The 23,265-nt window shown below is 73.5% G+C and carries 19 protein-coding genes; 13 read left to right on the forward strand and 6 right to left on the reverse strand.

The features are described 5' to 3' along the window. Positions 1–66: 66 nt before the first annotated feature. The 6 genes from ACIQJT_RS21070 (at position 67) to ACIQJT_RS21095 (ending at position 10,037) form a co-directional block, all read left to right on the forward strand. A complete protein-coding gene (locus ACIQJT_RS21070) occupies positions 67–1,896 on the forward strand; it encodes a gamma-glutamyltransferase family protein (RefSeq protein ID WP_402645555.1) in 1,830 nt (609 codons plus the stop codon). A 213-nt stretch (positions 1,897–2,109) separates the two neighbouring features. Beyond that, a complete protein-coding gene (locus tag ACIQJT_RS21075) occupies positions 2,110–2,955 on the forward strand; it encodes an inositol monophosphatase family protein (RefSeq protein WP_402645558.1) in 846 nt (281 codons plus the stop codon). Positions 2,956–3,140: 185 nt separating this feature from the next. Further along, the gene (locus tag ACIQJT_RS21080) at positions 3,141–4,553 is read left to right on the forward strand and encodes an NAD(P)/FAD-dependent oxidoreductase (RefSeq protein ID WP_365458477.1); all 1,413 of its coding nucleotides are present in this window, start codon (positions 3,141–3,143) and stop codon (positions 4,551–4,553) included. Positions 4,554–4,617: 64 nt separating this feature from the next. Next, positions 4,618–5,127, forward strand: coding sequence for an O-acetyl-ADP-ribose deacetylase (locus ACIQJT_RS21085; protein ID WP_402645561.1), 510 nt, complete (start codon positions 4,618–4,620; stop codon positions 5,125–5,127). A 189-nt stretch (positions 5,128–5,316) separates the two neighbouring features. Next, the gene (locus ACIQJT_RS21090) at positions 5,317–5,931 is read left to right on the forward strand and encodes a hypothetical protein (protein WP_402645564.1); all 615 of its coding nucleotides are present in this window, start codon (positions 5,317–5,319) and stop codon (positions 5,929–5,931) included. A gap of 248 nt (positions 5,932–6,179) precedes the next feature. Then, on the forward strand, positions 6,180–10,037 hold the full coding sequence (locus tag ACIQJT_RS21095; protein WP_402645566.1) for a glycoside hydrolase family 2 TIM barrel-domain containing protein: 3,858 nt from the start codon (positions 6,180–6,182) through the stop codon (positions 10,035–10,037). Positions 10,038–10,120: 83 nt separating this feature from the next. Here ACIQJT_RS21095 and ACIQJT_RS21100 read toward each other — a convergent pair whose 3' ends face one another. Further along, entirely contained in the window at positions 10,121–11,257 is a 1,137-nt protein-coding gene (locus tag ACIQJT_RS21100) for an MFS transporter (RefSeq protein WP_402645569.1), read from the reverse strand. 13 nt (positions 11,258–11,270) lie between these two features. Beyond that, positions 11,271–11,633 (reverse strand): ArsR/SmtB family transcription factor, encoded by a 363-nt coding sequence (locus ACIQJT_RS21105; RefSeq protein WP_402645572.1) that lies wholly within the window; start codon positions 11,631–11,633, stop codon positions 11,271–11,273. 57 nt (positions 11,634–11,690) lie between these two features. Between ACIQJT_RS21105 and ACIQJT_RS21110 the strand changes: the two genes are divergently transcribed. The 5 genes from ACIQJT_RS21110 (at position 11,691) to ACIQJT_RS21130 (ending at position 17,113) form a co-directional block, all read left to right on the forward strand. Further along, positions 11,691–13,775, forward strand: coding sequence for a heavy metal translocating P-type ATPase (locus ACIQJT_RS21110; protein WP_402645575.1), 2,085 nt, complete (start codon positions 11,691–11,693; stop codon positions 13,773–13,775). 49 nt (positions 13,776–13,824) lie between these two features. Continuing rightward, a complete protein-coding gene (locus tag ACIQJT_RS21115) occupies positions 13,825–15,306 on the forward strand; it encodes an AlkA N-terminal domain-containing protein (protein ID WP_365458498.1) in 1,482 nt (493 codons plus the stop codon). Between the two features lie 9 nt (positions 15,307–15,315). Beyond that, positions 15,316–15,798: a methylated-DNA--[protein]-cysteine S-methyltransferase gene (locus ACIQJT_RS21120; protein ID WP_365458501.1), complete on the forward strand. Its 483-nt coding sequence runs from the start codon at positions 15,316–15,318 to the stop codon at positions 15,796–15,798. A gap of 122 nt (positions 15,799–15,920) precedes the next feature. After that, positions 15,921–16,709, forward strand: coding sequence for an FHA domain-containing protein (locus ACIQJT_RS21125; RefSeq protein WP_365458504.1), 789 nt, complete (start codon positions 15,921–15,923; stop codon positions 16,707–16,709). Positions 16,710–16,729: 20 nt separating this feature from the next. Then, complete coding sequence (locus ACIQJT_RS21130; protein WP_365458508.1) at positions 16,730–17,113, forward strand: hypothetical protein; 384 nt, start codon at positions 16,730–16,732, stop codon at positions 17,111–17,113. On the opposite strand, the gene ACIQJT_RS21135 is transcribed toward ACIQJT_RS21130, so the two are convergent. The 3 genes from ACIQJT_RS21135 to ACIQJT_RS21145 all read right to left on the reverse strand — a co-directional run bounded on the left by ACIQJT_RS21135 (position 17,114) and on the right by ACIQJT_RS21145 (position 19,772). Further along, positions 17,114–17,851 carry an SIR2 family NAD-dependent protein deacylase gene (locus tag ACIQJT_RS21135; protein ID WP_402645579.1) on the reverse strand — a complete coding sequence of 246 codons (738 nt, stop codon included), beginning with the start codon at positions 17,849–17,851 and terminating at the stop codon, positions 17,114–17,116. It abuts the gene before it with no gap. Positions 17,852–17,932: 81 nt separating this feature from the next. Next, a complete protein-coding gene (locus ACIQJT_RS21140) occupies positions 17,933–18,427 on the reverse strand; it encodes an NUDIX domain-containing protein (RefSeq protein WP_402645582.1) in 495 nt (164 codons plus the stop codon). 271 nt (positions 18,428–18,698) lie between these two features. Next, complete coding sequence (locus ACIQJT_RS21145) at positions 18,699–19,772, reverse strand: ADP-ribosylglycohydrolase family protein (protein ID WP_402645585.1); 1,074 nt, start codon at positions 19,770–19,772, stop codon at positions 18,699–18,701. Between the two features lie 168 nt (positions 19,773–19,940). Between ACIQJT_RS21145 and ACIQJT_RS21150 the strand changes: the two genes are divergently transcribed. Further along, positions 19,941–21,059, forward strand: a complete 1,119-nt coding sequence (locus ACIQJT_RS21150; protein WP_402645720.1) for a glycerate kinase — start codon at positions 19,941–19,943, stop codon at positions 21,057–21,059. A gap of 30 nt (positions 21,060–21,089) precedes the next feature. On the opposite strand, the gene ACIQJT_RS21155 is transcribed toward ACIQJT_RS21150, so the two are convergent. After that, positions 21,090–22,286, reverse strand: a complete 1,197-nt coding sequence (locus tag ACIQJT_RS21155) for a helix-turn-helix domain-containing protein (protein WP_365458517.1) — start codon at positions 22,284–22,286, stop codon at positions 21,090–21,092. A gap of 181 nt (positions 22,287–22,467) precedes the next feature. On the opposite strand from ACIQJT_RS21155, the gene ACIQJT_RS21160 reads away from it, so the two are divergent. Next, on the forward strand, positions 22,468–23,262 hold the full coding sequence (locus ACIQJT_RS21160; protein WP_053848009.1) for an ABC transporter ATP-binding protein: 795 nt from the start codon (positions 22,468–22,470) through the stop codon (positions 23,260–23,262). Positions 23,263–23,265: the final 3 nt, after the last annotated feature.

The following is a 23,265-nucleotide window of genomic DNA, read 5'->3' on the forward strand; positions in this document are numbered from 1 at the left end:
ATGAAAGGATCCGGGGACGTGACCGTCTCGGACCGGCCGAGGCGCGCCCGACCAGTGAGGTGAGAGATGTCGTTCACCACCCGGCCGACCCTCCAGGGCACCTTCGGCATGGTGTCCTCCACCCACTGGCTGGCCTCGCAGTCGGCGATGGCGGTCCTGGAGGACGGCGGCAACGCGTACGACGCGGCGGTGGCCGGTGCGTTCGTCCTGCACGTCGTCGAGCCGCACCTCAACGGGCCCGCCGGCGAGGTGCCGATCCTGCTCGCGCCCGCCGGGGGAGAGGTGCGGGTGCTGTGCGGCCAGGGCGTCGCACCGGCCGGGGCGACCGTCCCCCACTACAAGGGCCTGGGCCTGGACCTCGTCCCCGGCACCGGGCCCCTCGCCGCCGCGGTCCCCGGCGCCTTCGACGCCTGGATGCTCCTGCTCCGCGACCACGGCACCAAGTCCCTCGCCGACGTCCTCGCGTACGCCATCGGGTACGCCGAGGACGGGCACGCGCCCGTGGAGAACGTCGGCGCGACCGTCGAGAGCGTCCGGGAGCTGTTCGAGACGGAGTGGACCTCGTCGGCGGAGGTCTACCTCCCGGACGGACGGGCTCCCCGGCCCGGCGCGCTGTTCCGCAACCCCGCTCTCGCCGCCACCTGGAAGCGGCTGATCAGGGAGGTTGCGGGCGCGGGAGACCGCGTCGCGCAGATCGAGGCGGCGCGCGAGGTGTGGCGTACCGGATTCATCGCCGAGGCCCTCGTCCGGCAGGCGCGGCGCCCCACCATGGACACCAGCGGCTCGCGGCACACCGGCACCCTCACGGCCGCCGACCTCGCCGGCTGGTCCGCCACCTACGAGGCGCCGGCCACGTACGACTGGAACGGCTGGACCCTGTGCAAGGCCGGCCCCTGGAGCCAGGGCCCGGTCCTCCTCCAGCAACTCGCCCTGCTGCCGCCCGAGTTGCCGCGGTACGGGTCCGCCGAGTACGTCCATCTGCTGGTCGAGGGCTGCAAGCTGGCCATGGCCGACCGGGAGGCCTGGTACGGGGACGCGGCCGAGGTGCCGCTGGGTGAACTGCTGTCGGCGCGGTACAACGGGCAGCGGCGTGGACTCGTCGGCGACAAGGCCTCGTACGAACTGCGGCCGGGCAGCCCCGGCGGGCGTGAGCCACGGCTCAGCGCACACGCGCGCGTGGTCGTCACGGACGAACCCGGGTTCAGCCCGATGGGGGTCGGGGAGCCGACGGTCGCGAAGAACCCCACGTCCCCGGTGCCGGGTGAGCCCGGGACCGGTCCCGACGGCACCACCCGGGGCGACACCTGCCACCTCGACGTCGTCGACCGCTGGGGCAACATGGTCGCCGCGACCCCCAGCGGCGGCTGGCTCCAGTCCAACCCGGTCGTGCCCGAACTGGGCTTCCCGCTCGGCACCCGGCTCCAGATGACCTGGCTGGAGGAGGGCCTGCCGAACTCCCTCACCCCCGGCCGGCGCCCCCGCACCACCCTCACGCCCTCGATCGCCCTGCGCGGCGGGGTGCCCGGCCTGGCCTTCGGCACGCCCGGCGGGGACCAGCAGGACCAGTGGCAGCTCCACTTCTTCCTCGCCGTCGCCCTGCGCTCCCCGGTCCGCGGCGGCCTCGACCTCCAGGGCGCGATCGACGCCCCGAACTGGCACAACGACAGCTTCCCCGGGTCGTTCTACCCGCGGGGGATGCGGCCGGGCAGCCTCACGGTGGAGGCGCGGACGGACCCCGCGGTGGTCGAGGAGCTGCGGCGGCGGGGGCACGACGTGACGGTGGGGGAGCCCTGGTCCGAGGGCCGGCTGTGCGCGGTGGCGCGCGATCCGGAGACGGGGGTGCTGTCGGCGGCGGCCAATCCCCGGGGGATGCAGGGGTACGCGGTGGGGCGGTGACGGGAGCGGCGCCACGAGGCACCGGGCAAGGCGCGTCAGACACCGGGCGAGGCGCGCAGGGCGTCCGGCGACGCGCAGTGCCGGCTTGCCGACTTCACGTGGTCCGTCCCGGATCGGGTCACCGGCGCTCCCGCACCCCGGTGTTCACGCCGATTCCAGCCGCGCGTCACCGGGCCGGTGGGGTTTGTCAGACCCGCGTGCTCTCATGGAGTCATGATCGAAGACACGGAAACCATCGACGAGTTTCTCGGCAGGCACGCGGGCGACGTGGAGGAGGCGGTGCGCAAGGCCGCCGCGGCCGAGGTCATGCCGCGCTTCCGGCGGCTCGCCGCGCACGAGGTCGACCAGAAGGCCGGCCCGCACGACCTGGTCACGGACGCCGACCGGCTGGCGGAGCAGTACCTCACCGAAGTGCTCGGCGCCCTGCTGCCCGGCTCCGTCGTGGTCGGCGAGGAGGCGGTCCACGCGAATCCGGCGTCGTACGAGGCGCTTCAGGGCGACACGCCGGTCTGGATCGTCGACCCCGTCGACGGCACCCGCCAGTTCGTGCACGGCGACCCCGGCTTCTGCATGCTGGTCGCGCTCGCGCGGAGCGGTGTCCTGCTCGCCTCCTGGACCTACGCACCGGCCCGGGACCAACTGGCCACGGCGATACGCGGCCGAGGGGCGTTCCTCGACGGCGAGCGGCTGCACTCCGGTGCCCCGGACCCGGGACGCGACCTCCGAGTGGCCACCTCCCACCCGGACTACACGACGCAGGAGCAGAAGCGCGGCCTGCTGGGGCTGTGGACGGACGGCGTCGCACCGCGCCCGTGCGGCTCGGCCGGCCTGGAGTACCTCGCCGTCGCCCGGGGCGAGTCGGACGCCGTGGCGTTCTCCTGGGAGGCGGCCTGGGACCACGCGGCGGGGCTGCTGCTGGTCGAGGAGGCGGGCGGCGCCCATCTGACCCGCACCGGCGAACCGTTCCGCGTCACGGGCGGCAACACCCTTCCCTTCACCGCGGCCCGGGACGCGGCGACGGCCCGGAGGGTGCGGGGACTGCTGGCGGGCGGGGCGTGACACGACGGCCGGCCGGGGTGCACGGGCCCAGAGGCGCACCGGCGCAGTCCTCGCCCTCGCCGTCCGCGCCACCCCTTCCCCCAACCCCGCCCGCCGACTTGCCCCCGCGCCCCGGGACCGTCGGTCCCCCGGCATATCCTGATCCTCTGGCCATCGGCTGACGAAGGAGTCCGAAGGTGCCGTCGATGCTCGATGCGGTCGTGGTGGGTGCGGGGCCGAACGGACTGACGGCTGCCGTGGAGCTGGCCCGCCGCGGCTTCTCCGTCGCCGTCTTCGAGGCGCGCGGCACCGTGGGCGGGGGAGCCCGCACCGAGGAGCTCACCCTCCCCGGCTTCCTGCACGACCCGTGCTCCGCCGCCCACCCCCTCGGCATCAACTCACCGGCGTTCCGCGCCCTGCCCCTGGAGCGCTACGGCCTGGAGTGGCTGCACGCCGAACTGCCCATGGCGCACCCCTTCGCCGACGGCACCGCCGCCGTGCTGTCGAGGTCGGTCGCCGAGACGGCGGCCTCGTTCGGACCGCGGGACGCGGGGACGTACCGAAGGCTCGTCGAACCGTTCCTGCCCCAGTGGGACACCCTGGCCCGCGACTTCATGTCCCTGCCCGCGACCGCGCTGCCCCGCGACCCGGTCACCCTGGCCCGCTTCGGTCTCGCCGGTCTTCCCCCCTCGACCTGGCTGATGCGCCGCTTCCGTGACGAGCGCGCGAAGACGCTGTTCGCGGGACTCGTCGCGCATGTGATGGCCCCGCTCAGCGGCTTCGCCACCGGAGCCATCGGCCTGGTCTTCGCCCTGGCGGCGCACGCGCGCGGCTGGCCCGTCGCCCGCGGCGGCTCCCAGTCCATCTCCGACGCGCTCGCCGCCTACCTCAAGGACCTCGGCGGCAGCGTCCACACCGACTACGAGGTCAAGCGGCTCGACGACCTGCCGCCCGCCCGCGCCTACGTCTTCGACACCTCGCCGACCGCCCTGGCGCGCATCGCCGGCTTCGGCAACCACTACGAGGGCTACCGCTACGGCCCGGGTGTCTTCAAGGTGGACTACGCCCTCGACGGTCCCGTGCCGTGGACCGCGAAGGAGGCGAGGAGCGCGGGCACCGTGCAGATCGGCGCAGACAGCACGGAGATCGGCACCGCCCTGCGCGCCGCGTCCCGGGAAAACCGCGCACCCGACCGGCCGTTCATGATCACCGTGCAGCCGAGTGTCGTCGACCCGGGCCGGGCCCCCGCGGGAAAGCACGTCTTCTGGGCCTACGGCCATGTCCCCAGCGGCTGGACCGGTGACCTCACCGACGCCATGGAGCGCCAACTGGAGCGTTTCGCCCCGGGGTTCCGTGACCGGGTGCTCGCCCGCGCCACCGCGGGCCCACCCGAACTGGCCGCCCGCAACGCCAACTACGTCGGCGGCGACATCGGGTCCGGCGCGGTCACCGGGCTCCAGATCATGCTGCGCCCCAGACTGTCCCTGTCGCCGTACGGCACCCCGCACCCGGCCGTGTTCATCTGCTCGTCGGCGACCCCGCCCGGGCCGGGAGTGCACGGCATGTCGGGCCACAACGCCGCGAAGGCCGTATGGCGCAGGCTGCGGCAGCAGACCTGAGGGGACCAGGACCGGGACCGGGGCCGGGCCGCGCCCGGTGGGCCGAGCTGGAAGAGTGGTGCTCATGACCACCATCAGGCTCGTCCAGGGCGACATCACCCGAGAGAGCGCCGACGCGATCGTCAACGCCGCGAACTCCTCCCTCCTCGGCGGGGGAGGCGTCGACGGCGCCATCCACCGCCGGGGCGGCCCCGCGATCCTGGCGGACTGCCGCAGGCTGCGCGCCTCGCACTACGGCAAGGGCCTGCCGACCGGAAAAGCCGTGGCCACCACCGCGGGCGAGCTGGACGCGCGCTGGGTGATCCACACCGTCGGCCCCCGGTACAGCCACGAGGAGGACCGCTCGGAGCTGCTGGCCTCCTGCTACCGCGAGTCCCTGCGCGTCGCCGACGAACTGGGCGCCCGGACCGTCGCGTTCCCGGCCGTCTCGGCGGGCATCTACGGCTGGCCGATGGACGACGCCGCGCGGATCGCGGTGGAGACCGTACGGAATACGGAGACCGCGGTCGAGGAGGTCAGGTTCGTGCTGTTCGACGAGAAGGCGTACGACGCGTTCGCGGGGCAGGTCGCCTGACGCCGGAGGGTTCGTACCCTGACGGCCGAACGCCCCCCGAACGCGGCAAACGGGGGAGCGCGAGGGGAAAGGGCCTGTTCAGAGCTGCCCCGAGGCGGTGGCGGGCGGGAAGCGGGCCCCGCAAGCGGTTGCGGGACACCTCGCGGCTTCTCACGGTGGCCCTACCAAGCACTTCGAAAGGACCCCCGCATGCGCCCCCTCGTCCCCCGCGGCCTCCTCCTGCCGTCCCTGGTCTGCGCCGCGCTGATCCTCGGCCCGGTCGGCACCGCGGCCGCCGCCGTCGACGCAGGCCGCGGCGCCTCGGAACCCCGTGCGGCCGCCACGCACACCACCGACGACACGGACATCCTGACGGACCGCCTCGACGCGCTGGACGGGCTCAACGCGCTGGACCAGCTCGACACCCTGAACCGCCTCGACGTCCTGGACCGGCCCGAGCACGGCAGCCTCCTCCAGCCCCTGCGGCCCCTCCTCGACGCCGTCACCGACCTCGTCTCCCTGCGCGGCAGGAGCCTCGACGCGAGCGAGGCGGACGCCCGGGCGAAGGCCGTGGAAGCGGCCAACACCGAGGTCCGGGAGAAGCTGGCGCACCGCAACGGCAGCGACCGGTCGCTCGCGGCGGCCGACCCGGTCTCCGACCTCCTGGACTCGCTCCAGTCCACCATCGACGACCTGCTCGAGTCGCTGACCTCGCTGGACGTCGGCGGTGTCCTGGGCGCGGTCACCGGCCTTTTGGGGTCCGTGGTCGGAACCGTCACCGGACTCCTCGGCGGCGGGCTGCCCACCTCGTCGGCGACCGGCTGACCCGGCGGCGCCCGTCCCCCAGCCAGAACTCCCGAGAACCCCCACGGCACCCCCGCGTGAGCGCACGCGGGGGTGCCGCACGTCGTCATGTCCCCAGGACCACACAAAGTCCGACAGGGTCATTGCCTCACCCGGCTTCGGGATCTAGGTTGAGTCGCATCCTGTGCCTCAAAGTCACCAATAGCGCACAGGAATTGACGCTCCCTCAGTACGTACACCGCACTGTCGTCCCGAGGAAGGTTCCCCCGATGCCCCATCCGTACCTGCCTGCCCCCATCAGCCGCAGGCGTCTGCTGGAGTCGGGGGCCGCCGTCCTCGGTGCCCTCGCCCTCTCCTCGGCCCCCCTGGCCGGCCGCGGCCAGGCCGCGGAGGGCGCCCCGGAGTGGAACGGCGCCATCGACCTCTTCCGGGTCGGCACCGAGCCCCCGCACACCACCCTCATGCCGTACGCCACCGTCGGCCAGGCCCTCGCCGCCGACCGCACCCGCTCGCCGTACCGCGTGAGCCTCGACGGCACGTGGAAGTTCGCCTACGCCGACCGCCCCGGCGACCGCGACACCGACTTCTACCGCACCGACGTGGACGACAAGGACTGGGACTCCATCCCTGTTCCCTCGGTATGGCAGGTGCATGGCTACGACTTCCCGATCTACGTCAACATCACCTACCCGTGGTGGGGCCCCAACGGCCTGGGCGAGGAGGCGCAGCCACCCGCCGCCCCCACCCGCTACAACCCCGTCGGCCAGTACCGGCGCACCTTCACCGTCCCGAAGGACTGGTCGGGGCGGCGGACCTTCCTGCACTTCGAGGGCGTCAAGTCGGCCCACTACGTGTGGATCAACGGCGAACTCGTCGGCTACCACGAGGACTCGTACACGCCCGCCGAGTACGACATCACCGCCCACCTGAGGCCGGGCACCAACCAGATCGCGGTCGAGGTCTACCGCTACTCCGACGGGGACTGGCTGGAGGACCAGGACATGATCCGGCTGAGCGGCATCTTCCGCTCGGTCTACCTCTACTCCACCCCGGCCGTCCACCTGCGCGACTTCAAGCTGGACACCCCGCTCGGCGACGACCACACCTCCGCCGAACTCTCGGTCACCGCGAGCGTGCGCGACTACGGCGGCGGCAACCAGGGCCGCTACACGGTGGAGACGCAGCTCTACGACGCGGGCGGCCACGCGGTCTGGTCCCGGCCGCTCCAGCAGACCGTCGCCCTCGACGCCGGCGCCGAGACGACCGTACAGGCGGCGAAGGCCGTGCCCGCGCCGAAGCTGTGGTCGGCCGAGCACCCGAACCTCTACACCGCCGTGCTGCGGCTGCGCGGCCCCGCCGGCCAGGTGATCGAGACGCTCTCGCACCGCGTCGGCCTGCGCGAGTTCGCCCTGAAGGACGGGCTGATGCGCATCAACGGCAAGCCGGTCTCCTTCCGCGGCACCAACCGCCACGAGATGCACCCCGACCGCGGCACCGCACTCACCCGCGCGGACCTCGTGAAGGACATCACGATCATCAAGCGGATGAACATCAACTCGGTCCGCACCTCGCACTACCCCAACAACCCGCTCTGGCTCGAACTCGCCGACGAGTACGGCCTGTACCTCGTCGACGAGACCAACCTGGAGACCCACGGCATCCGCGACGAGTACCCCGGCGACCACCCCGACTGGAGCGCGGCCTGCGTGGCGCGCGCCCAGAACATGGTGCACCGCGACAAGAACCACGCCTCCGTGGTCATCTGGTCCCTCGGCAACGAGGCGGGCGGCGGCAGCACGTTCGTGAACATGCGCGACTGGATCAAGTCGTACGACCCCACCCGCGTCGTGCAGTACGAGGGCGACGACCGGCCCGCCGTCAGCGACATCCGCTCGGCGATGTACGAGAGCCCCGCCCGCGTGGAGCAGCGCGCCAAGGACACCTCCGACACCCGGCCGTACGTGATGATCGAGTACTGCCACGCGATGGGGAACTCCAACGGCAACTTCAAGAAGTACTGGGACGTCGTCCGCCGCTACCCCGTCCTCCAGGGCGGCTGGATCTGGGACTTCGTCGACCAGTCCCTCAGCGAGCCGGTCCCGGTGCGCCAGTTGCTGACGGAGAGCGGACCCGGTGCGCTGACGGGCGAAGTCCTGCCCGCGCGGGCCGGGTTCGACCGCGACAAGGGCGTCTCGGGCGGCACCGTCTTCGCCCGTGACGCCCGTCTCGACCTCACCGGCTCACTGACCCTGGAGGCCTGGTTCACCCCGAAGGTGACGGGCAGCCACCAGCCGGTCATCGCCAAGGGCGACACCCAGTACGCGCTCAAGCAGTCCGGCAGGACACTGGAGTTCTTCATCTACGGCGGCGGGCAGTGGATCGCGGTCAGCTGGGCGCTCCCGGACGACTGGACGGGCCGGGAGCACCATGTCGCCGGTGTCCTCGACGCGGCCGCGGGCACGCTGACCCTGCATGTCGACGGTCAGGCCAGGGCGACCAGGACGACGGCACAGCGGCCCAGCAGCAACACCGCCCCGCTCGCGCTGGCCGTCGATGTCGACAACCCCACCAGGGAGTTCAGCGGCACGATCAGGAAGGCACGGGTGTACGCCCGTGCCCTGTCCGCCGCCGAACTGGCCTCCGACGGCCGCGGGCCCGGCGACGAGGGCGTGCGGTTCTGGTTCGACGCGGCGACCGTGCAACTCGCCGAGAAGAAGCCCGCGCAGAAGACCTTCTTCGCCTTCGGCGGCGACTGGGGCGACAACCCCAACGACGGCGCCTTCGTCGCGGACGGCATCGTCACCGCCGACCGCGGCCACACCGGCAAGGCCGCCGAGGTCAAGCAGATCTACCAGGCGGTCAACGCGTCCTGGGCGGCGGACGGTTCGGTCAGGCTGACCAACGAACACCTCTTCACCGACCTGAGGGAGTTCGACGGCACCTGGACCCTGTCCGCCGACGGCAAGGTGGTGCAGCGCGGCAGGCTGACCCGGGAGCAGATGAAGCTGGCACCGCTGTCGAGCAAGAACATCACCGTCCCGTACGAGGTCCCGGGCACCCCCGCTCCCGGCACCGAGTACTTCCTGCGGCTCTCCTTCACCACCAGGGAGTCCACGCCCTGGGCGAAGGCCGGCTTCGAGGTGGCCAAGCAGCAGCTCGCCGTCGACGCGGACAGCCCGGCGGTGACGCCGGTACCGCTCGCGAAGGTCCCGGCACTGACGTACCGGGACGCCGCCGACCGGGTCACCGTCACCGGCAGGGACTTCTCCGTCACCGTCGACAAGGGCAGCGGCACCATCACGTCGTACCGTGCCCACGGCACCCGTCTGCTCACCTCGGGCCCCGTCCCCAACTTCTGGCGGGCGCCCACCGACAACGACCACGGCAACGGGCAGCACACCCGCAACCAGACCTGGCGCGACGCGGGCACGAACCGCGAGGTGACCGACGTGAGCGTGCGGGCGCTCGGGGACCGGGCCGTCGAGATCAAGGTGAGCGGCACCCTGCCGACGACGACCGAGTCGGCGTACGGCACGACCTACACCGTCTTCGGCAACGGCGAGATCAAGGTGGACAACACCCTGCACCCCGGGGCGAGTTCACTGCCGTACATCCCGGAGGTCGGCACGATCCTGTTCCTGCCGCGCCGCCTGGACCGGCTGCACTACTACGGCCGCGGGCCCGAGGAGAACCACTGGGACCGCAACGACGGCACCGACGTGGGCCTCTGGTCCGGGACCGTCGCCGAGCAGTGGACCCCCTACATCCGGCCGCAGGAGAACGGAAACAAGACCGATGTCCGCTGGGCTGCCCTGACCGGTCCCGACGGCGTCGGCCTGCTGGTCTCCGGCGAGCCCCTCCTGGAGGTCAACGCCTCGCACTTCACCCCGGAGGACCTGTCCAACGGGGTGCGCCACGACTACCAGCTCACCCCGCGCGACGCGGTCGTCCTCAGGGTGAACCACCGGCAGATGGGCGTCGGCGGCGACAACAGCTGGGGCGCGCACACCCACGACGAGTACAAGCTGTTCGCCGACCGGGACTACGCGTACACGTACCGGCTGCGGCCGCTGAAGGACGTGAGCGGGGCCACGGCGGCTTCGCGGAGGCCGACCGGCACGGCCTAGCAGTGCTCCGGACGGGCCGGGCCGTCGGGCACCCGGCGGCCCGGCCCGTGGCCGGTCGCGCGCCCCCGGGTGCGGGCGAAGTCCTACCCGCGCCTGCGAAGGAGCCCCGCGGCCAGCACCGGCCCGCACGCCAGCAGCACCGCCAGCACCCCGTAGCCGTACGTCAGGGTCGCCGCCGCGGCCACTCCCGCGACCAGCAACGGCCCGCCCGCGTCGCCGAGTTCACGCCCGAGCTCGGCAGCCCCCATCGTCTGCCCCAGCCGTTCCCGCGGAGTCGACGCCGCGAGCGCGGCGAAGCCCAGGGGGGTGACCAGCCCCGTCCCGACGCCGATCAGCGCGGCCCCCAGCAGCACACCGGCGAGCCCCGGCAGCATCGCACCGCCCAGACCGGCCGCCGCCAGCAGCAACCCGGCGGTCAGCCCGCCCCGCACCGTCAGCCGCCCCGCGTCCAACGCCCGCCCCGCGCGCGGCTGCACGACCGCCGCGCAGGCCGCGAGCACCGACACCGCGGCACCCGTCGCCACCGTGCCGAGCCCCGCCGCGGCCCCCGACACGGGCAGGAAGCCCACGCCCACCGAGAGCGCGGCCGTCGCCCCGGCGAGCGCGGCCGCAGGGACCAGGAACACCGGGTCGGCCAGCCGCCGCGCCAGATCGAGAAGCGTCTGCCGGGCCCGGGGGAGCGGCGGCACCACGGGGACGACGACCAGCGCCCACACCGCCACGGCCACGCCCAGCACCGCGAGCACCGTGAACAGCAGCCGGAGCCCGCCCGCCCACACCAGCACGCCGCCCAGCAGCGGGCCCAGGGTGTAGCCGACGGACTTGTGGAAGCCGTAGCTCCCGAAGGCCCGCCCGTGCCCGGCGGCCGGACTCAGCCGGGCCACCAGCGCGGAGGCGGCGGGGGAGAAGGCGGAGGCCGCCGCACCCTGTCCCAGCCGCGCGGCCCACAGCCATCCGGGGCTGTCGGCAAGGGCGTAGAGCGCGGACGCGACGGCGAAGGCCGCCAGTCCGCCCAGGAGCACCGGGCGGGCCCCGATCCGGTCGGCGACCGTGCCGAACAGCGGCTTGAGGACGACCTCGGCACCGTCGTACAGCGCGAGCAGACCGCCCAGCACGAGCAGGGAGGTGACCGCGTCCCCGGAGCCCGCGCCGAGGTTGGCGGCGATGCCGTGCGCGCCGAAGGCGGTGGTGAAGCCGGCCGCGTACAGCGGGGCCGTCACGCGCCGGGACGGCTCACTCGGTGGCGTCACTGAGCCCGAGCCGCAGGTGCTCCACGTGGTACACGGCCTGGTCCAGCAGCTCGGCCACGTGGTGGTCGTGCAGCGCGTACACCACCGACCGGCCGCGGCGCTCGCCCATGACCAGGCCCAGGTTGCGCAGCAGCCGCAGCTGGTGCGAGCACGCCGACTGCTCCATGCCGACCTCCGCCGCCAACTCCGTGGCCGGCAGCGGGCCCTCGCGCAGCCGGGCGAGGATCAGCAGGCGGGAGGGGGTGGACAGGGCCTGGAGGGTGGTGGCCACCTTGGCCACGTTCGCCGCGTCCAGGCGTACGCGCTCGGCGGCTTCCTGCGCGGTGGTGACGGCTCCATGACCCATGGGCGGTATCTTACCCGTCGCACATGAACAGATGAATGAGTCTTCATGTGTTCCTGTATGGTGGCTCGGGTGTCCACGACTCTCGCCCCCGTTCGTGTCCCCCCGTCCGCCCGCCCGGCGCCCCGCCGCACCCGGGTGCTCGCCCTGCCCGAGGCCCGCTGGGCGCTGGCGTCGACCCTCGCGTTCCTGCTCGCACTCACACTGGACCTCGGCGGCCTGCCGTGGTGGGCCCACGGCCCCCTGTACGCCTTCGCCTACGTCGCAGGCGGCTGGGAACCGGCCCTCGAAGGGCTCAGGGCGCTGCGCGAGAGGACCCTGGACGTCGACCTGCTGATGATCGTCGCGGCGCTCGGCGCGGCCGCGATCGGCCAGGTCCTGGACGGCGCCCTGCTGATCGTCATCTTCGCCACGTCCGGCGCCCTGGAGGCCCTGGCCACCGCCCGCACCGCCGACTCGGTGCGCGGTCTGCTCGACCTCGCGCCCACGTCGGCGACCCGGGTCACCGAGAGCGGCGAGGAGACCGTCCCGACGGTCGAACTCGCCGTCGGCGACGTCCTGTTGATCCGTCCCGGCGAACGCATCGGCGCCGACGGCCGGGTCCTGGACGGCACGAGCGAGGCCGACCAGGCCACCATCACCGGCGAACCCCTCCCGGTCGCCAAGGGTGCCGGCGACGAGGTCTTCGCCGGCACCCTCAACGGCACCGGCGCGCTGCGCGTCCGCGTCGAGCGCGACCCCGCCGACTCCGTGATCGCCCGCATCGTGACCCTGGTCGAGGAGGCCTCGCGGACCAAGGCGCCGACGCAGCTCTTCATCGAGAAGATCGAGCAGCGGTACGCGGTGGGCGTCGTGGCCGCCACCCTGGCCGTGTTCGGCGTGCCCCTGCTGTTCGGCGCCGACCTCGCGGACGCGTTGCTGCGCGCGATGACCTTCATGATCGTCGCCTCGCCGTGCGCGGTCGTCCTCGCGACCATGCCACCGCTGCTGTCCGCCATCGCCAACGCCGGGCGGCACGGCGTCCTGGTGAAGTCGGCCGTGGCGATGGAGCGGCTCGGCGAGGTGGACGCCGTGGCCCTCGACAAGACGGGGACGCTGACCGAGGGGGCACCGGAGGTCTCGCGGGTCCGGCCGCTGCCGGACTCGGGGCTGACGCCCGACGAGCTCCTCGCCCTGGCCGCCGCGGCCGAACTCCCCAGCGAGCATCCGCTCGGGCGGGCGGTGGTGCGGGCGGCCAGGGAACGGGGGCTGCGCCTCGCGGAGGCACGGGACTTCGCCGCCGTACCCGGCAGCGGCGTGACGGCGGTGGTCGAAGGGCGGTTGGTCGAGGTGGGGCGGGCGGGTGGCTCCGCGGGCCCGGTCCCGCCGGGTACCGGTGCGGCTCGCCCCGAGGCTGGTGCCAGTGGGGTCCTCGAGGTGGTCGAGGGGCGGCTCATCGAGGCCGGGCGGGCGGGTGACCCCCCGGGCCCCGCCCTGCCGGACGCCGGGGCGGACCGCCCCGAGGCCGGCGCCACCGTCGTCCTCGTGACCCGCGACGGCGTCCCCCTCGGGACCCTCGCCCTCACCGACCGCCTCCGCCCGCACGCCCCCGCCGCCACCGCCGCGCTCACCGCCCTCACCGGCACCGCCCCCGTCCTGCTCACCGGCGACAACGCCCGGGCCGCCGCGAAGGTCGCCGAGGCCACCGGCCTGACGGACGTCCGCGCCGACCTGCTGCCCGAGGGCAAGGTGGACGCCGTACGGGAGCTCCAGGACGCCGGCCGCAAGGTGCTGTTCGTCGGGGACGGCGTCAACGACGCACCCGCCCTCGCCGCCGCCCACTCCGGCATCGCGATGGGCCGCGCGGGCTCCGACCTCGCGCTGGAGACCGCGGACGCGGTCGTCGTCCGCGACGAGCTGGCGACCGTACCGGCGGTCGTACGGCTGTCCCGGACCGCCCGCCGACTCGTCCTGCAGAACCTCCTGATCGCGGGTGCCTTCATCACCGGACTCGTCCTGTGGGACCTCCTCGGCCGGCTCCCGCTGCCGCTCGGGGTCGCCGGGCACGAGGGCTCCACGGTCCTCGTCGGTCTCAACGGACTGCGGCTCCTGCGCGAGTCCGCGTGGCGGCCGGGCCGCACCGCGCCCCAGGGCACGCGAGGCTGATGTCGGATTCCCGCCAGCCCGGGCCGGCCGGGTGCCCGATGCTGGACGCATGCAGACGGGGATGTACACCGAGACCGAGCGCTGTGTGCGCGCCGTGCAGTCCAAGGACGCGCGGTTCGACGGATGGTTCTTCACGGCCGTACTGACGACCCGCATCTACTGCCGGCCGAGCTGCCCGGTCGTCCCGCCCAAACCCGAGAACATGACCTTCTACCCGAGCGCGGCGGCCTGCCAGCAGGCGGGCTTCCGCGCCTGCAAGCGGTGCCGGCCCGACACCAGCCCGGGCTCGCCGGAGTGGAACCAGCGCGCCGACCTCGTGGCCCGCGCGATGCGCCTGATCGCCGACGGGGTGGTCGACCGGGAGGGCGTGCCCGGCCTCGCCGCCCGCCTCGGCTACAGCACCCGGCAGATCGAACGCCAGCTCCTCGCCGAACTCGGCGCCGGCCCGCTCGCCCTCGCCCGCGCCCAGCGCGCCCAGACCGCGAGAATCCTCATCGAGACGACCGCGCTCCCCATGGCGGACATCGCCTTCGCGGCCGGATTCTCCGCGATCCGCACCTTCAACGACACCGTCCGCGAGGTCTTCGCGCTCGCCCCGAGCGAGCTGCGCACCCGCGCCGCGAGGAGGACCGCGCCGGACACCCCCGGCTTCCTGTCCCTGCGTCTGCCGTTCCGCGCCCCCCTCAACCCCGACAACCTCTTCGGCCACCTCGCGGCCACCGCCGTCCCCGGTGTGGAGGAGTGGCGGGACGGCGCGTACCGGCGCACGCTGCGACTGCCGTACGGGCACGGTGTCGTGGCCCTGACGCCACGGCCCGACCACATCGCCTGCCGGCTGACGCTGAGCGACCTGCGCGACCTGACCGTCGCCATCAGCCGCTGCCGCCGGATGCTCGACCTGGACGCCGACCCGGTCGCGATCGACGACCAGCTGCGCACGGACCCGCTGCTGGCGCCCCTGGTGGACAAGGCGCCCGGCCGACGCGTCCCGCGCACCGTCGACGAGGAGGAGTTCGCCGTACGGGCCGTGCTGGGCCAGCAGGTCTCCACGGCGGCCGCCCGCACCCACGCGGCCCGCCTGGTCACCGCCCACGGCGAACCCGTCGACGACCCCGAGGGCGGCCTGACACACCTCTTCCCGACCCCCGCGGCACTGGCCGCGCTCGACCCGGCCTCGCTCGCGATGCCCCGAACCCGTCGTACGACCTTCACCACCCTGGTCGGCCAACTCGCCGACGGGTCACTCCGGTTGGGAATCGAGCAGGACTGGTCCGAGACCCGTGCCCGTCTCCTCGCCCTGCCCGGCTTCGGGCCCTGGACGGTCGACGTCATCGCCATGCGCGGCCTCGGCGACCCGGACGCCTTCCTCCCGACCGACCTCGGGATCCGCCGCGCCGCCCAGGAACTGGGCCTGCCCTCGACCCCGGCCGCGCTGACGGCCCGCGCGGCGGCCTGGCGGCCCTGGCGGGCCTACGCCGTCCAGTACCTGTGGGCGACCGACAGCCACCCGATCAACTTCCTTCCCGTGTGAGGACGTTCCGTGAGACAGCACACCGTGATCGACAGCCCCTACGGCCCCCTGACGCTCGTCGCCGACGACGGCGTCCTGTGCGGCCTCTACATGACCGACCAGCGCCACCGCCCCGCGCAGGAGACCTTCGGCACGCCGGACGACGGATGGTCCGGGGAGGCCGAGGAGCAGTTGCGGGCCTACTTCCAGGGCGAGTTGCAGGAGTTCACCCTGCAACTGCGCCTGCACGGAACCCCGTTCCAGCGCGCGGTCTGGGAACAGCTCCGCAGGATCCCGCACGGCGAGACCCGCACCTACGGCGAACTCGCCGACGCCCTCGGCAACCCCAAGGCCTCCCGCGCGGTCGGCCTCGCCAACGGACGGAACCCGATCGGCATCATCGTCCCCTGCCACCGCGTGGTCGGCGCCGACGGCAGCCTCACGGGATACGGCGGCGGTCTGGAGCGCAAGCAGCGTCTGCTGGATTTCGAGCGGGGCGCGGCGCTGTTCTGAACACCGGGGCGCTCTCCTGTAGTGCGGTGTATTGTGGTGATGAATGGCAGGTTCTGCGCGGGTCACGAATAAACCGCCACGGATAAAATGATTCCTCCGTCCACTCTCACGGGGGTGGGATCATGGCGAGTCATCCAGATCGCTCCGGTCCCCAGCTCACTTTCATTCATCCATCACACCTGTACGGGTCCCCGCTGCGGCTGTCCGCCGCGAGGTCGGTCCTCGGCCGGGATCCCGGCTGTGACATCCGGATAGACGATCCGTACGTGAGCGGCAGGCACGCGCTCCTGAGTCGTTCGGGCGCGCGCGTGGTCCTGGAGGACCTCGGTTCCGCCAACGGCACCTCGGTGAACGACCGTCGTCTCGCCGCCCCGCAGACGCTGCACGACGGTGATGTGCTCACCCTGGGAAGCGTGAGCATCCGCTACGAATGGCCCGGCAGTGCCGAGCGGGAGCGGGAAGCCGCGCTGGGCACCGTCGTGATGCCGACGGTGAGCGGTGCCCCGCGATTCGATGTGGGGCACCAGTACGGCGCCAACATCAACAATGTGGGCGGGCACCAATATGTCGATCAAAGACAGGAGAGCTTTCTCCGGCAGGTCGCGGCGGCTCGCACACGGGCCCGAAGAATCATTCTGTTCGGTTTCCTGCTCTTCCTGGGCGGCTTCGCCGTGTTCGCCTACGGAATTCTGCGATTCATGGGCCGTATCGGGGAGCCGGTGTCCGACGACCCCAATGAATGGCCCGCCCCGGGAGACATGTTCGGCACGGAGATCGGTGGATTTCCGGTCTTCCTTCTCGGCTGGGCGGCCGCCGGCGTCGGCACGGTCCTGATGACGGCCGGGCTGGTGATGCACGTCATCGCCGCATCCCGGCAACGCTCGTTCGACGCGGCCGCGCGCCGCCAGTGACGCAGACGAGAGGTCGTCCAGTGAGCTTCAACATCGGCAGCCAACAGGGCAACATCAACAACGTCGCCGGCGACCAGACCATTCACGGCGGCCAGCACGGACAGTTCGCGACGGCCACGGATCCGCGTGCCATGCTCGGTCTGCTGCGGGCGGAGCTCGACCGCCTGGCCCTCCCGCCCGAGGTGGCGAGCCAGGTGCACACCGAGGTCGCGTCCCTCGACGCCGAACTCGCCTCCCCTTCTCCGGACCGCACCACCATGGCCGAGCGCCTGGTGCGCATCACCAGGCTGGTGACCGCCGCGGGAGCGGCCGTCACCGCCGGCGGAACCCTCGCGGGAGCGCTGTCCTCCCTGGCGGGCTGGCTGGGGCCGGTGGGTGACTCCGTCCTGCGCGCCATCGGGTAGTCACAGCTCCCCGAACGACCCGATCCTGTGCAGGAGTTCGGGCAGCGCCGTGCCGATCGGCTCGCGGATCACCTTGTCGGCGCGGTCGTCGTACGGGGTCGGCTCGGCGTTGACGACGACGAGCCGGGCGCCGTGGTCGGCGGCGACGCCCGCGAGGCCCGCCGCCGGCTGGACCTGGAGTGTGCTGCCGACCGCGACGAAGACCTGGCACGCCTTGCTGACGGCGACCGCCTCGCCGAGCACCACGGGGTCCAGGCGCTCGCCGAACATCACGGTCGCCGGCTTGAGGATGCCGCCGCACTCCGCACACGGCGGGTCGGCCTCGCCGGCCTCGACCCGGGCGAGCGCGTCCTCCATGGGGCCGCGGGCGTGGCACTCCGTGCACACCACCTGCCGTGCGGTGCCGTGCAGTTCGAGGACCTTGCGGGCGGGCATCCCGGCGAGCTGGTGCAGTCCGTCCACGTTCTGCGTGATCACCCGCACCGGTACCCCGGACCTCTCCAGCTCGGCCACCGCCCTGTGCGCCGCGTTGGGTTCGGCCTCCAGCGCGCCGGTCGCCCGCCGCATCTGCCACGAGCGGCGGCGGATCTCCGGATCGGCCATGTAGTAGTCGTACGTGACGAGCTTCTCCGCCTCGGGATCCTTGCGCCACAGGCCGTTCGGGCCGCGGTAGTCGGGGATCCCGGAGTCGGTGGAGATGCCGGCGCCGCTGAGGAGGGCGACGAGGGGCTTGGTCATGGCATCGAGGGTAGGACGGGTGATCCGGAGCGGGCGAACGGATATCCGCCCGCCCCTGCCCCGGCCGCCGAACCCGCCCGGTCAGCCCACCCGGTGCCCGTTCTCCAGCTCCACCGTGCCCGAACCTTCCGCAAGCGCGTCCAGCGCGGCCAGGACGCGGCGGCCGAGGGCTCCCGGCAGGTGGTCGAGGAGTTCCTCGCGGGGCACGAGGCGCCAGGACAGCAGTTCCTCCTCCTGGAGGCGGATCGCCCGGAAGTCGTCCTCGGTGAGCACACCGCCGTCGTAGAGGTAGGCGACCAGCGGTGGACGTGCCGTCCCGTGCACCCAGTCCACCGCGAGGAGCCGTCCGAGCTCGCGGTCCAGGCCGATCTCCTCGGCGGTCTCGCGACGGGCGCCCTGACGCGGGGTCTCGCCGTCGTCGGACTCGATGGTGCCGCCCGGGAGCGCCCAGCCCTCACGGTAGTTGGGCTCGACCAGGAGGACCCGGCCGTCCGCGTCCCGGAAGAGCGCGGCGGCTCCGGCGATGACGCGGGGGAGACCGGCGATGTAGGCGGCGAAGTCCTGGGTGGTGGTCATCCTGGAAGGGTAACCAGCCCCCGGGGCCGCCCGGGCACCGCTCAGCGGGCCGGTACGGGCACGGCGGCCACCCGTGACCGGTCGGCACCGGGGTCCAGGGGAAGGACGTACCGGTGTCTGGGGGAGCGACGCACCGGTGGCACTGGGCGGCTCACGAGGTGCCGCGCACGAGCACGTCGACGGAGACCGGACAGCACGTGGCCACGGGAAGCCGCGTCGGGGCCGAGCGCGTCGGCCGATCCGCTTCCGGAGCGCAGGGCGCATCCGGCGCTCAGGTCTCCGTCTCCGCCAACCTGATCGTGCGCTCGGCCAGTTCGGTGATGTGGACCCCGTCGAAGCCGAACACCGCGCTGCGCACCCTGTCCTCCAGCGGCTCCTTCCACTGGTCCGGGATGGCGTCCGCCCCGGTGAGCACCCCGGCCACCGAGCCCGCGGTCGCCCCGTTGGAGTCGGTGTCCAGACCGCCCCGCACGGTGAGCGTGATGGTGCGGGTGAAGTCGCCGTCGCCGTACAGCAGCCCCGCGGTCAGGACGGCCACGTTCGGGACGCTGTGGATCCAGCCGAGCCCGGCGGTCTCCTCCGCGACCGTGGTCAGGGTGTCCTCCCAGGTCATCCGGGTGTCGTGCAGGGACGCCACCCGGCGTACCGTGCGGGCGAGGCGACTGCTCGCCGGGATCACCGCGAGCGCCTGGTCCACCGCCTGGCGCACGGTCCCGGCGGTGAAGGCCGCCGAGATCAGCGCCGCCGCCCACATCGCCCCGTACACGCCGTTGCCGGTGTGCGAGAGCACCGCGTCACGCCGGGCGAGCAGGGCGGCGCGACGCGGGACACCCGGGCAGGTCCAGCCGTAGATGTCGGCGCGGATCAGCGCCCCGATCCACTCCTGGCAGGGGTTGTCGTACGTCGCCGTCAGCGGCGGTTTCAGCCCGTTGGCGAGGTTGCGGTAGGCGGCCCGCTCCGCGGTGAACGTCTGGAGGTACGGCAGCCTCAGCAGCCACAGGTCCCCCACCTGCTCGGTGCTGAAGCCGAAGCCGTGGGTCTCCAGCAGGTCGAGGCCGAGGATGGCGTAGTCGACGTCGTCGTCGCGGCAGCTGCCGTGGATGCGGCCGCGCACGCACTCGCGCCACTCGGGCCGCAGCTCGAAGCCGTCGCTCTCGCCGACGGGCTCGGGAAGGTAGTCGGTCAGGGGCAGCGCGGCCGCCTGCCGCAGATAGCGGTCGATCCGGTCCCGCGTCCACAGGTCGCCCTCCTCGACCGGCTTGCCGAGCATGTTGCCCGCGATCCGGCCGAGCCAGCCCCCGTGGATGCGGTCGGCGAGCTCTGGCTCAGTGCCCACAAGGGTCATAGCTCCGGTTTACCCCATTCCGGAGCACCGCACAGAGGGTTCGCGGGGCCTTCTCAGGGTCTGGGCCGCGCATGACGCCGGGGTGCCTCTGCGGTTAAGGTCGCAGCGGCGCGACTGGCCTTGACGTGCGCGAGGCCCGGAGAGCAAGGGGAAAACGTGACACAGCGCGTGCTCATCGCCGCGGACAAGTTCAAGGGCTCGCTCACGGCCGTGCAGGTCGCCGAGCGGGTGACGGCCGGGCTGCGCCGGGTCGTGCCGGACCTGGAGGTCGAGGCGCTGCCCGTCGCCGACGGCGGGGACGGCACCGTCGCCGCGGCGATCGCGGCCGGCTTCGAGCGCCGGGAGGTGGCGGTCGCGGGTCCCCTCGGACAGGAGACCACCGCCGCCTTCGCGGTCCGCGGGGACACCGCCGTCGTCGAGATGGCCGAGGCCAGCGGCCTCCAGCGGTTGCCCGCGGGTGTCTTCGCCCCGCTCACCGCGTCCACCTACGGCTCCGGCGAACTGCTGCGCGCCGCTCTGGACGCGGGCGCCCGCACGATCGTGTTCGGCGTCGGCGGCAGCGCCACCACCGACGGCGGTGCCGGCATGCTCTCCGCGCTCGGCGCCCGTTTCCTGGACGCCGACGGCGAGCCGGTGGCCCCCGGCGGCGGCGGCCTCGCCCACCTGGCCTCCGCCGACCTGTCCGGCCTGGACCCGCGGTTCGCGTCCGTCGAGTTCATCCTGGCCAGCGACGTCGACAACCCGCTGACCGGGCCCAAGGGCGCCCCCGCGGTCTACGGCCCGCAGAAGGGCGCCTCCCCGGACGACGTGGAGGCCCTCGACAGCGCCCTCGCCCACTACGCGAAGGTGCTGGAGGACGCCGTCGGCGCGAAGGCCGCCGAGTACGCCGCCTCGCCGGGTGCGGGCGCGGCCGGCGGCATCGGCTACGGCGCCCTCCTGCTCGGTGCCCGGTTCCGCCCCGGGATCGACGTCATGCTCGACGTCCTGGGCTTCGCCCCCGCGCTGGAGTGGGCGGACCTGGTGATCACCGGCGAGGGTTCCCTCGACGAGCAGACCCTGCACGGCAAGGCCCCGGCCGGCGTCGCCGCGGCCGCCCGGGCCAGGGACAAGGAGGTCGTCGCCGTCTGCGGCCGCCTCGCCCTGCCCCCGGAGGCCCTCGGCCGCGCGGGCATCCGCCGCGCCTACCCCCTCACCGACGCCGAGCCCGACCTCCGGAAGTGCATCGCCGAGGCGGGGCCGATCCTGGAGGACGTGGCGGAACGGATCGGCCGGGACTTCCTGGTCTGAACCGGATGTCGAGGGGTGCCGGAGCGCCCCTCACCCCCGCACCCCCGACAACCGGTACGCGTCCAGCGCCAGCGTCATCTCGATCAGGTCCCGGGGCCGGGCCAGTGAGCGGGACGTGAGCTGCTCCAGGCGGCGCAGGCGGTTGAAGACCGTGTTGCGGTGGCAGTACAGGCGTCCGGCGGCGCGCCCCGCCGAGCCCTCGCAGACCAGCCACACGTCGAGCGTCTCCAGGAGCACGGCCCGGTCGGCGGGCTCCAGCTCCAGGAGCGCGCCGAACACGTCCTTCACCAGCCGGTCGGCCAGCTCCGGCTGGCTCACCACCAGCGCGGTCGGCATCCGCTGGTCGAGGCGCACGACCGCGGTGGCGTCCGGCGGACAGGTGCGCAGCGCCAGCTCGGCCAGGCGCCGGGCCCGCCCCAGCTCGGCGAGGCCCGGCACCACCGGACTGATCCCGCCCGGGCCCGAGCAGCGCCCGTCGAGCGCCCGGGCCACCCCGTCCAGCCCCTGACCCGGCGAGAGGGCGACGACCCCGATCTCGCAGTCCGCGCGCATCCGCCAGATGAACCGGAACCCGGCTCCCCGCAGCGGCTGCCCGTGTGCGTCCCGCCGTACCGCCCGCAGCACCACCACCGCGTAGGGGCCGTGCTCCGGCAGATCGAGTCCCGCGGCCGCCCGCGCCGCCAGCCCCGGCGTCGCCTGCCCCTCGAGCAGTGCGTCGAGCAGCGCCTGCAACTGCTCGTCGGTCCGCCGCCGCAGCTCGGCCTCGGTCGCCCGGTACGCCTCCGACGCCGCCTGGGTCTGCGCGTCCACCGCCGACCACACCACCGTCGCCGACCGCATCAACGCCGAGAGCCGCTCCGGTTCCCGCCCGGCGGCGCGTTCCACCAGCGCGTCCCACACCAGATAGCCGGCGTTGCGGTAGGCGTGCACCAGCAGATCCAGCGGCAGCCCCTGCTGCGCCCGGCGCCGGCCCAGGTCCTCGGCGTGCTCCAGGTCGCGGCGGGGCGACTCCCGCGGCGCCGACAGGGTCTCGATACCGATCCGGATCGCCTCCTCCGCCTCCCGCCACTGGAGGTCGGCGGGCAGCACCCCCGCGTACACGGGGGAGTGCTCGGCGAGCTGCCGCAGGTGCTCGTCGACGAGCTCGGGCACCCCCTCCAGCAGAGCCGTGCAGGACTCCGCGAGCAGTTTCCAGTCGTGCCCGGTCCGCAGCCTTCGCCCACCCATGACCGGAGGATGCCATCAGGACAACCCCGCGCACAGGCCCCTGACACGCGGTGTTGTGCGCGCGCACAACCGTGGCACCGGCCCGCTGGGCACCCGCAGCGTTTGTGCCGCGGGCCGTGGACGCACGCCCCCGGCCGGTGCTGGGGTGAGCGCCACATCGAGTCGGACAAGGGGGGAGTCCATGACCGGAGCCGGACTGGTCGTCCGAGACCTGTCGGTCGGATACGGCCCCGTGCGCGCCCTGCGCCGGGTGTCCCTGGAGGTGCCCGAGGGCACCGTGGTGACGGTCCTGGGCGGCAACGGCGCGGGCAAGTCCACTCTGCTGCGCGCGATCAGCCGGACCCTCGCCTTCCACGGCGGCGCGGTCACCGAGGGCACGGTCACCCTGGACGGCCACCGCCTCGACGGCCTCGCGCCGGACCGGGTGGTCGCCGCCGGGGTCTGCCAGGTACCGGAGGGGAGGCAGGTGTTCGCCCGCATGACGGTCGCCGACAACCTGCGCGCGGGCGCCCTCGGCGGCAGCAGGACGGGACGCTCCGCGGCCCTCGAACGCGTCCACGAACTCTTCCCCGTGCTCGCCGAACGCGCCGCGCAGCGCGCCGGGCTCCTGTCCGGGGGCGAGCAGCAGATGCTCGCCGTGGGCCGCGCCCTGATGGCCGCCCCGCGCGTGCTGCTGCTCGACGAACCCTCCCTGGGCCTCGCCCCGCTCATGGCCCAGCGGATCGCCGACACCGTCCGCGAGATCAACGCCCAGGGCACGTCCGTCCTCCTCGTCGAGCAGAACGCGGCCCTCGCCCTGCGGCTCGCCACGCGCGCGTACGTCCTGGAGGTCGGCGAGGTCACCCTGTCCGGTCCGGCCGCCGAACTGGCCGCCTCCGACGAGGTCCGCCGCCGCTACCTGGGCGTGGTCGACGAGGACGCGGCGGCCGACGCGGACCGGGTGACGGGCCGGACGCTCACGAGATGGAAGGGGTGACCG

It is taken from the genome of Streptomyces sp. NPDC091972 (genome assembly GCF_044756385.1).
Lineage (GTDB): Bacteria > Actinomycetota > Actinomycetes > Streptomycetales > Streptomycetaceae > Streptomyces.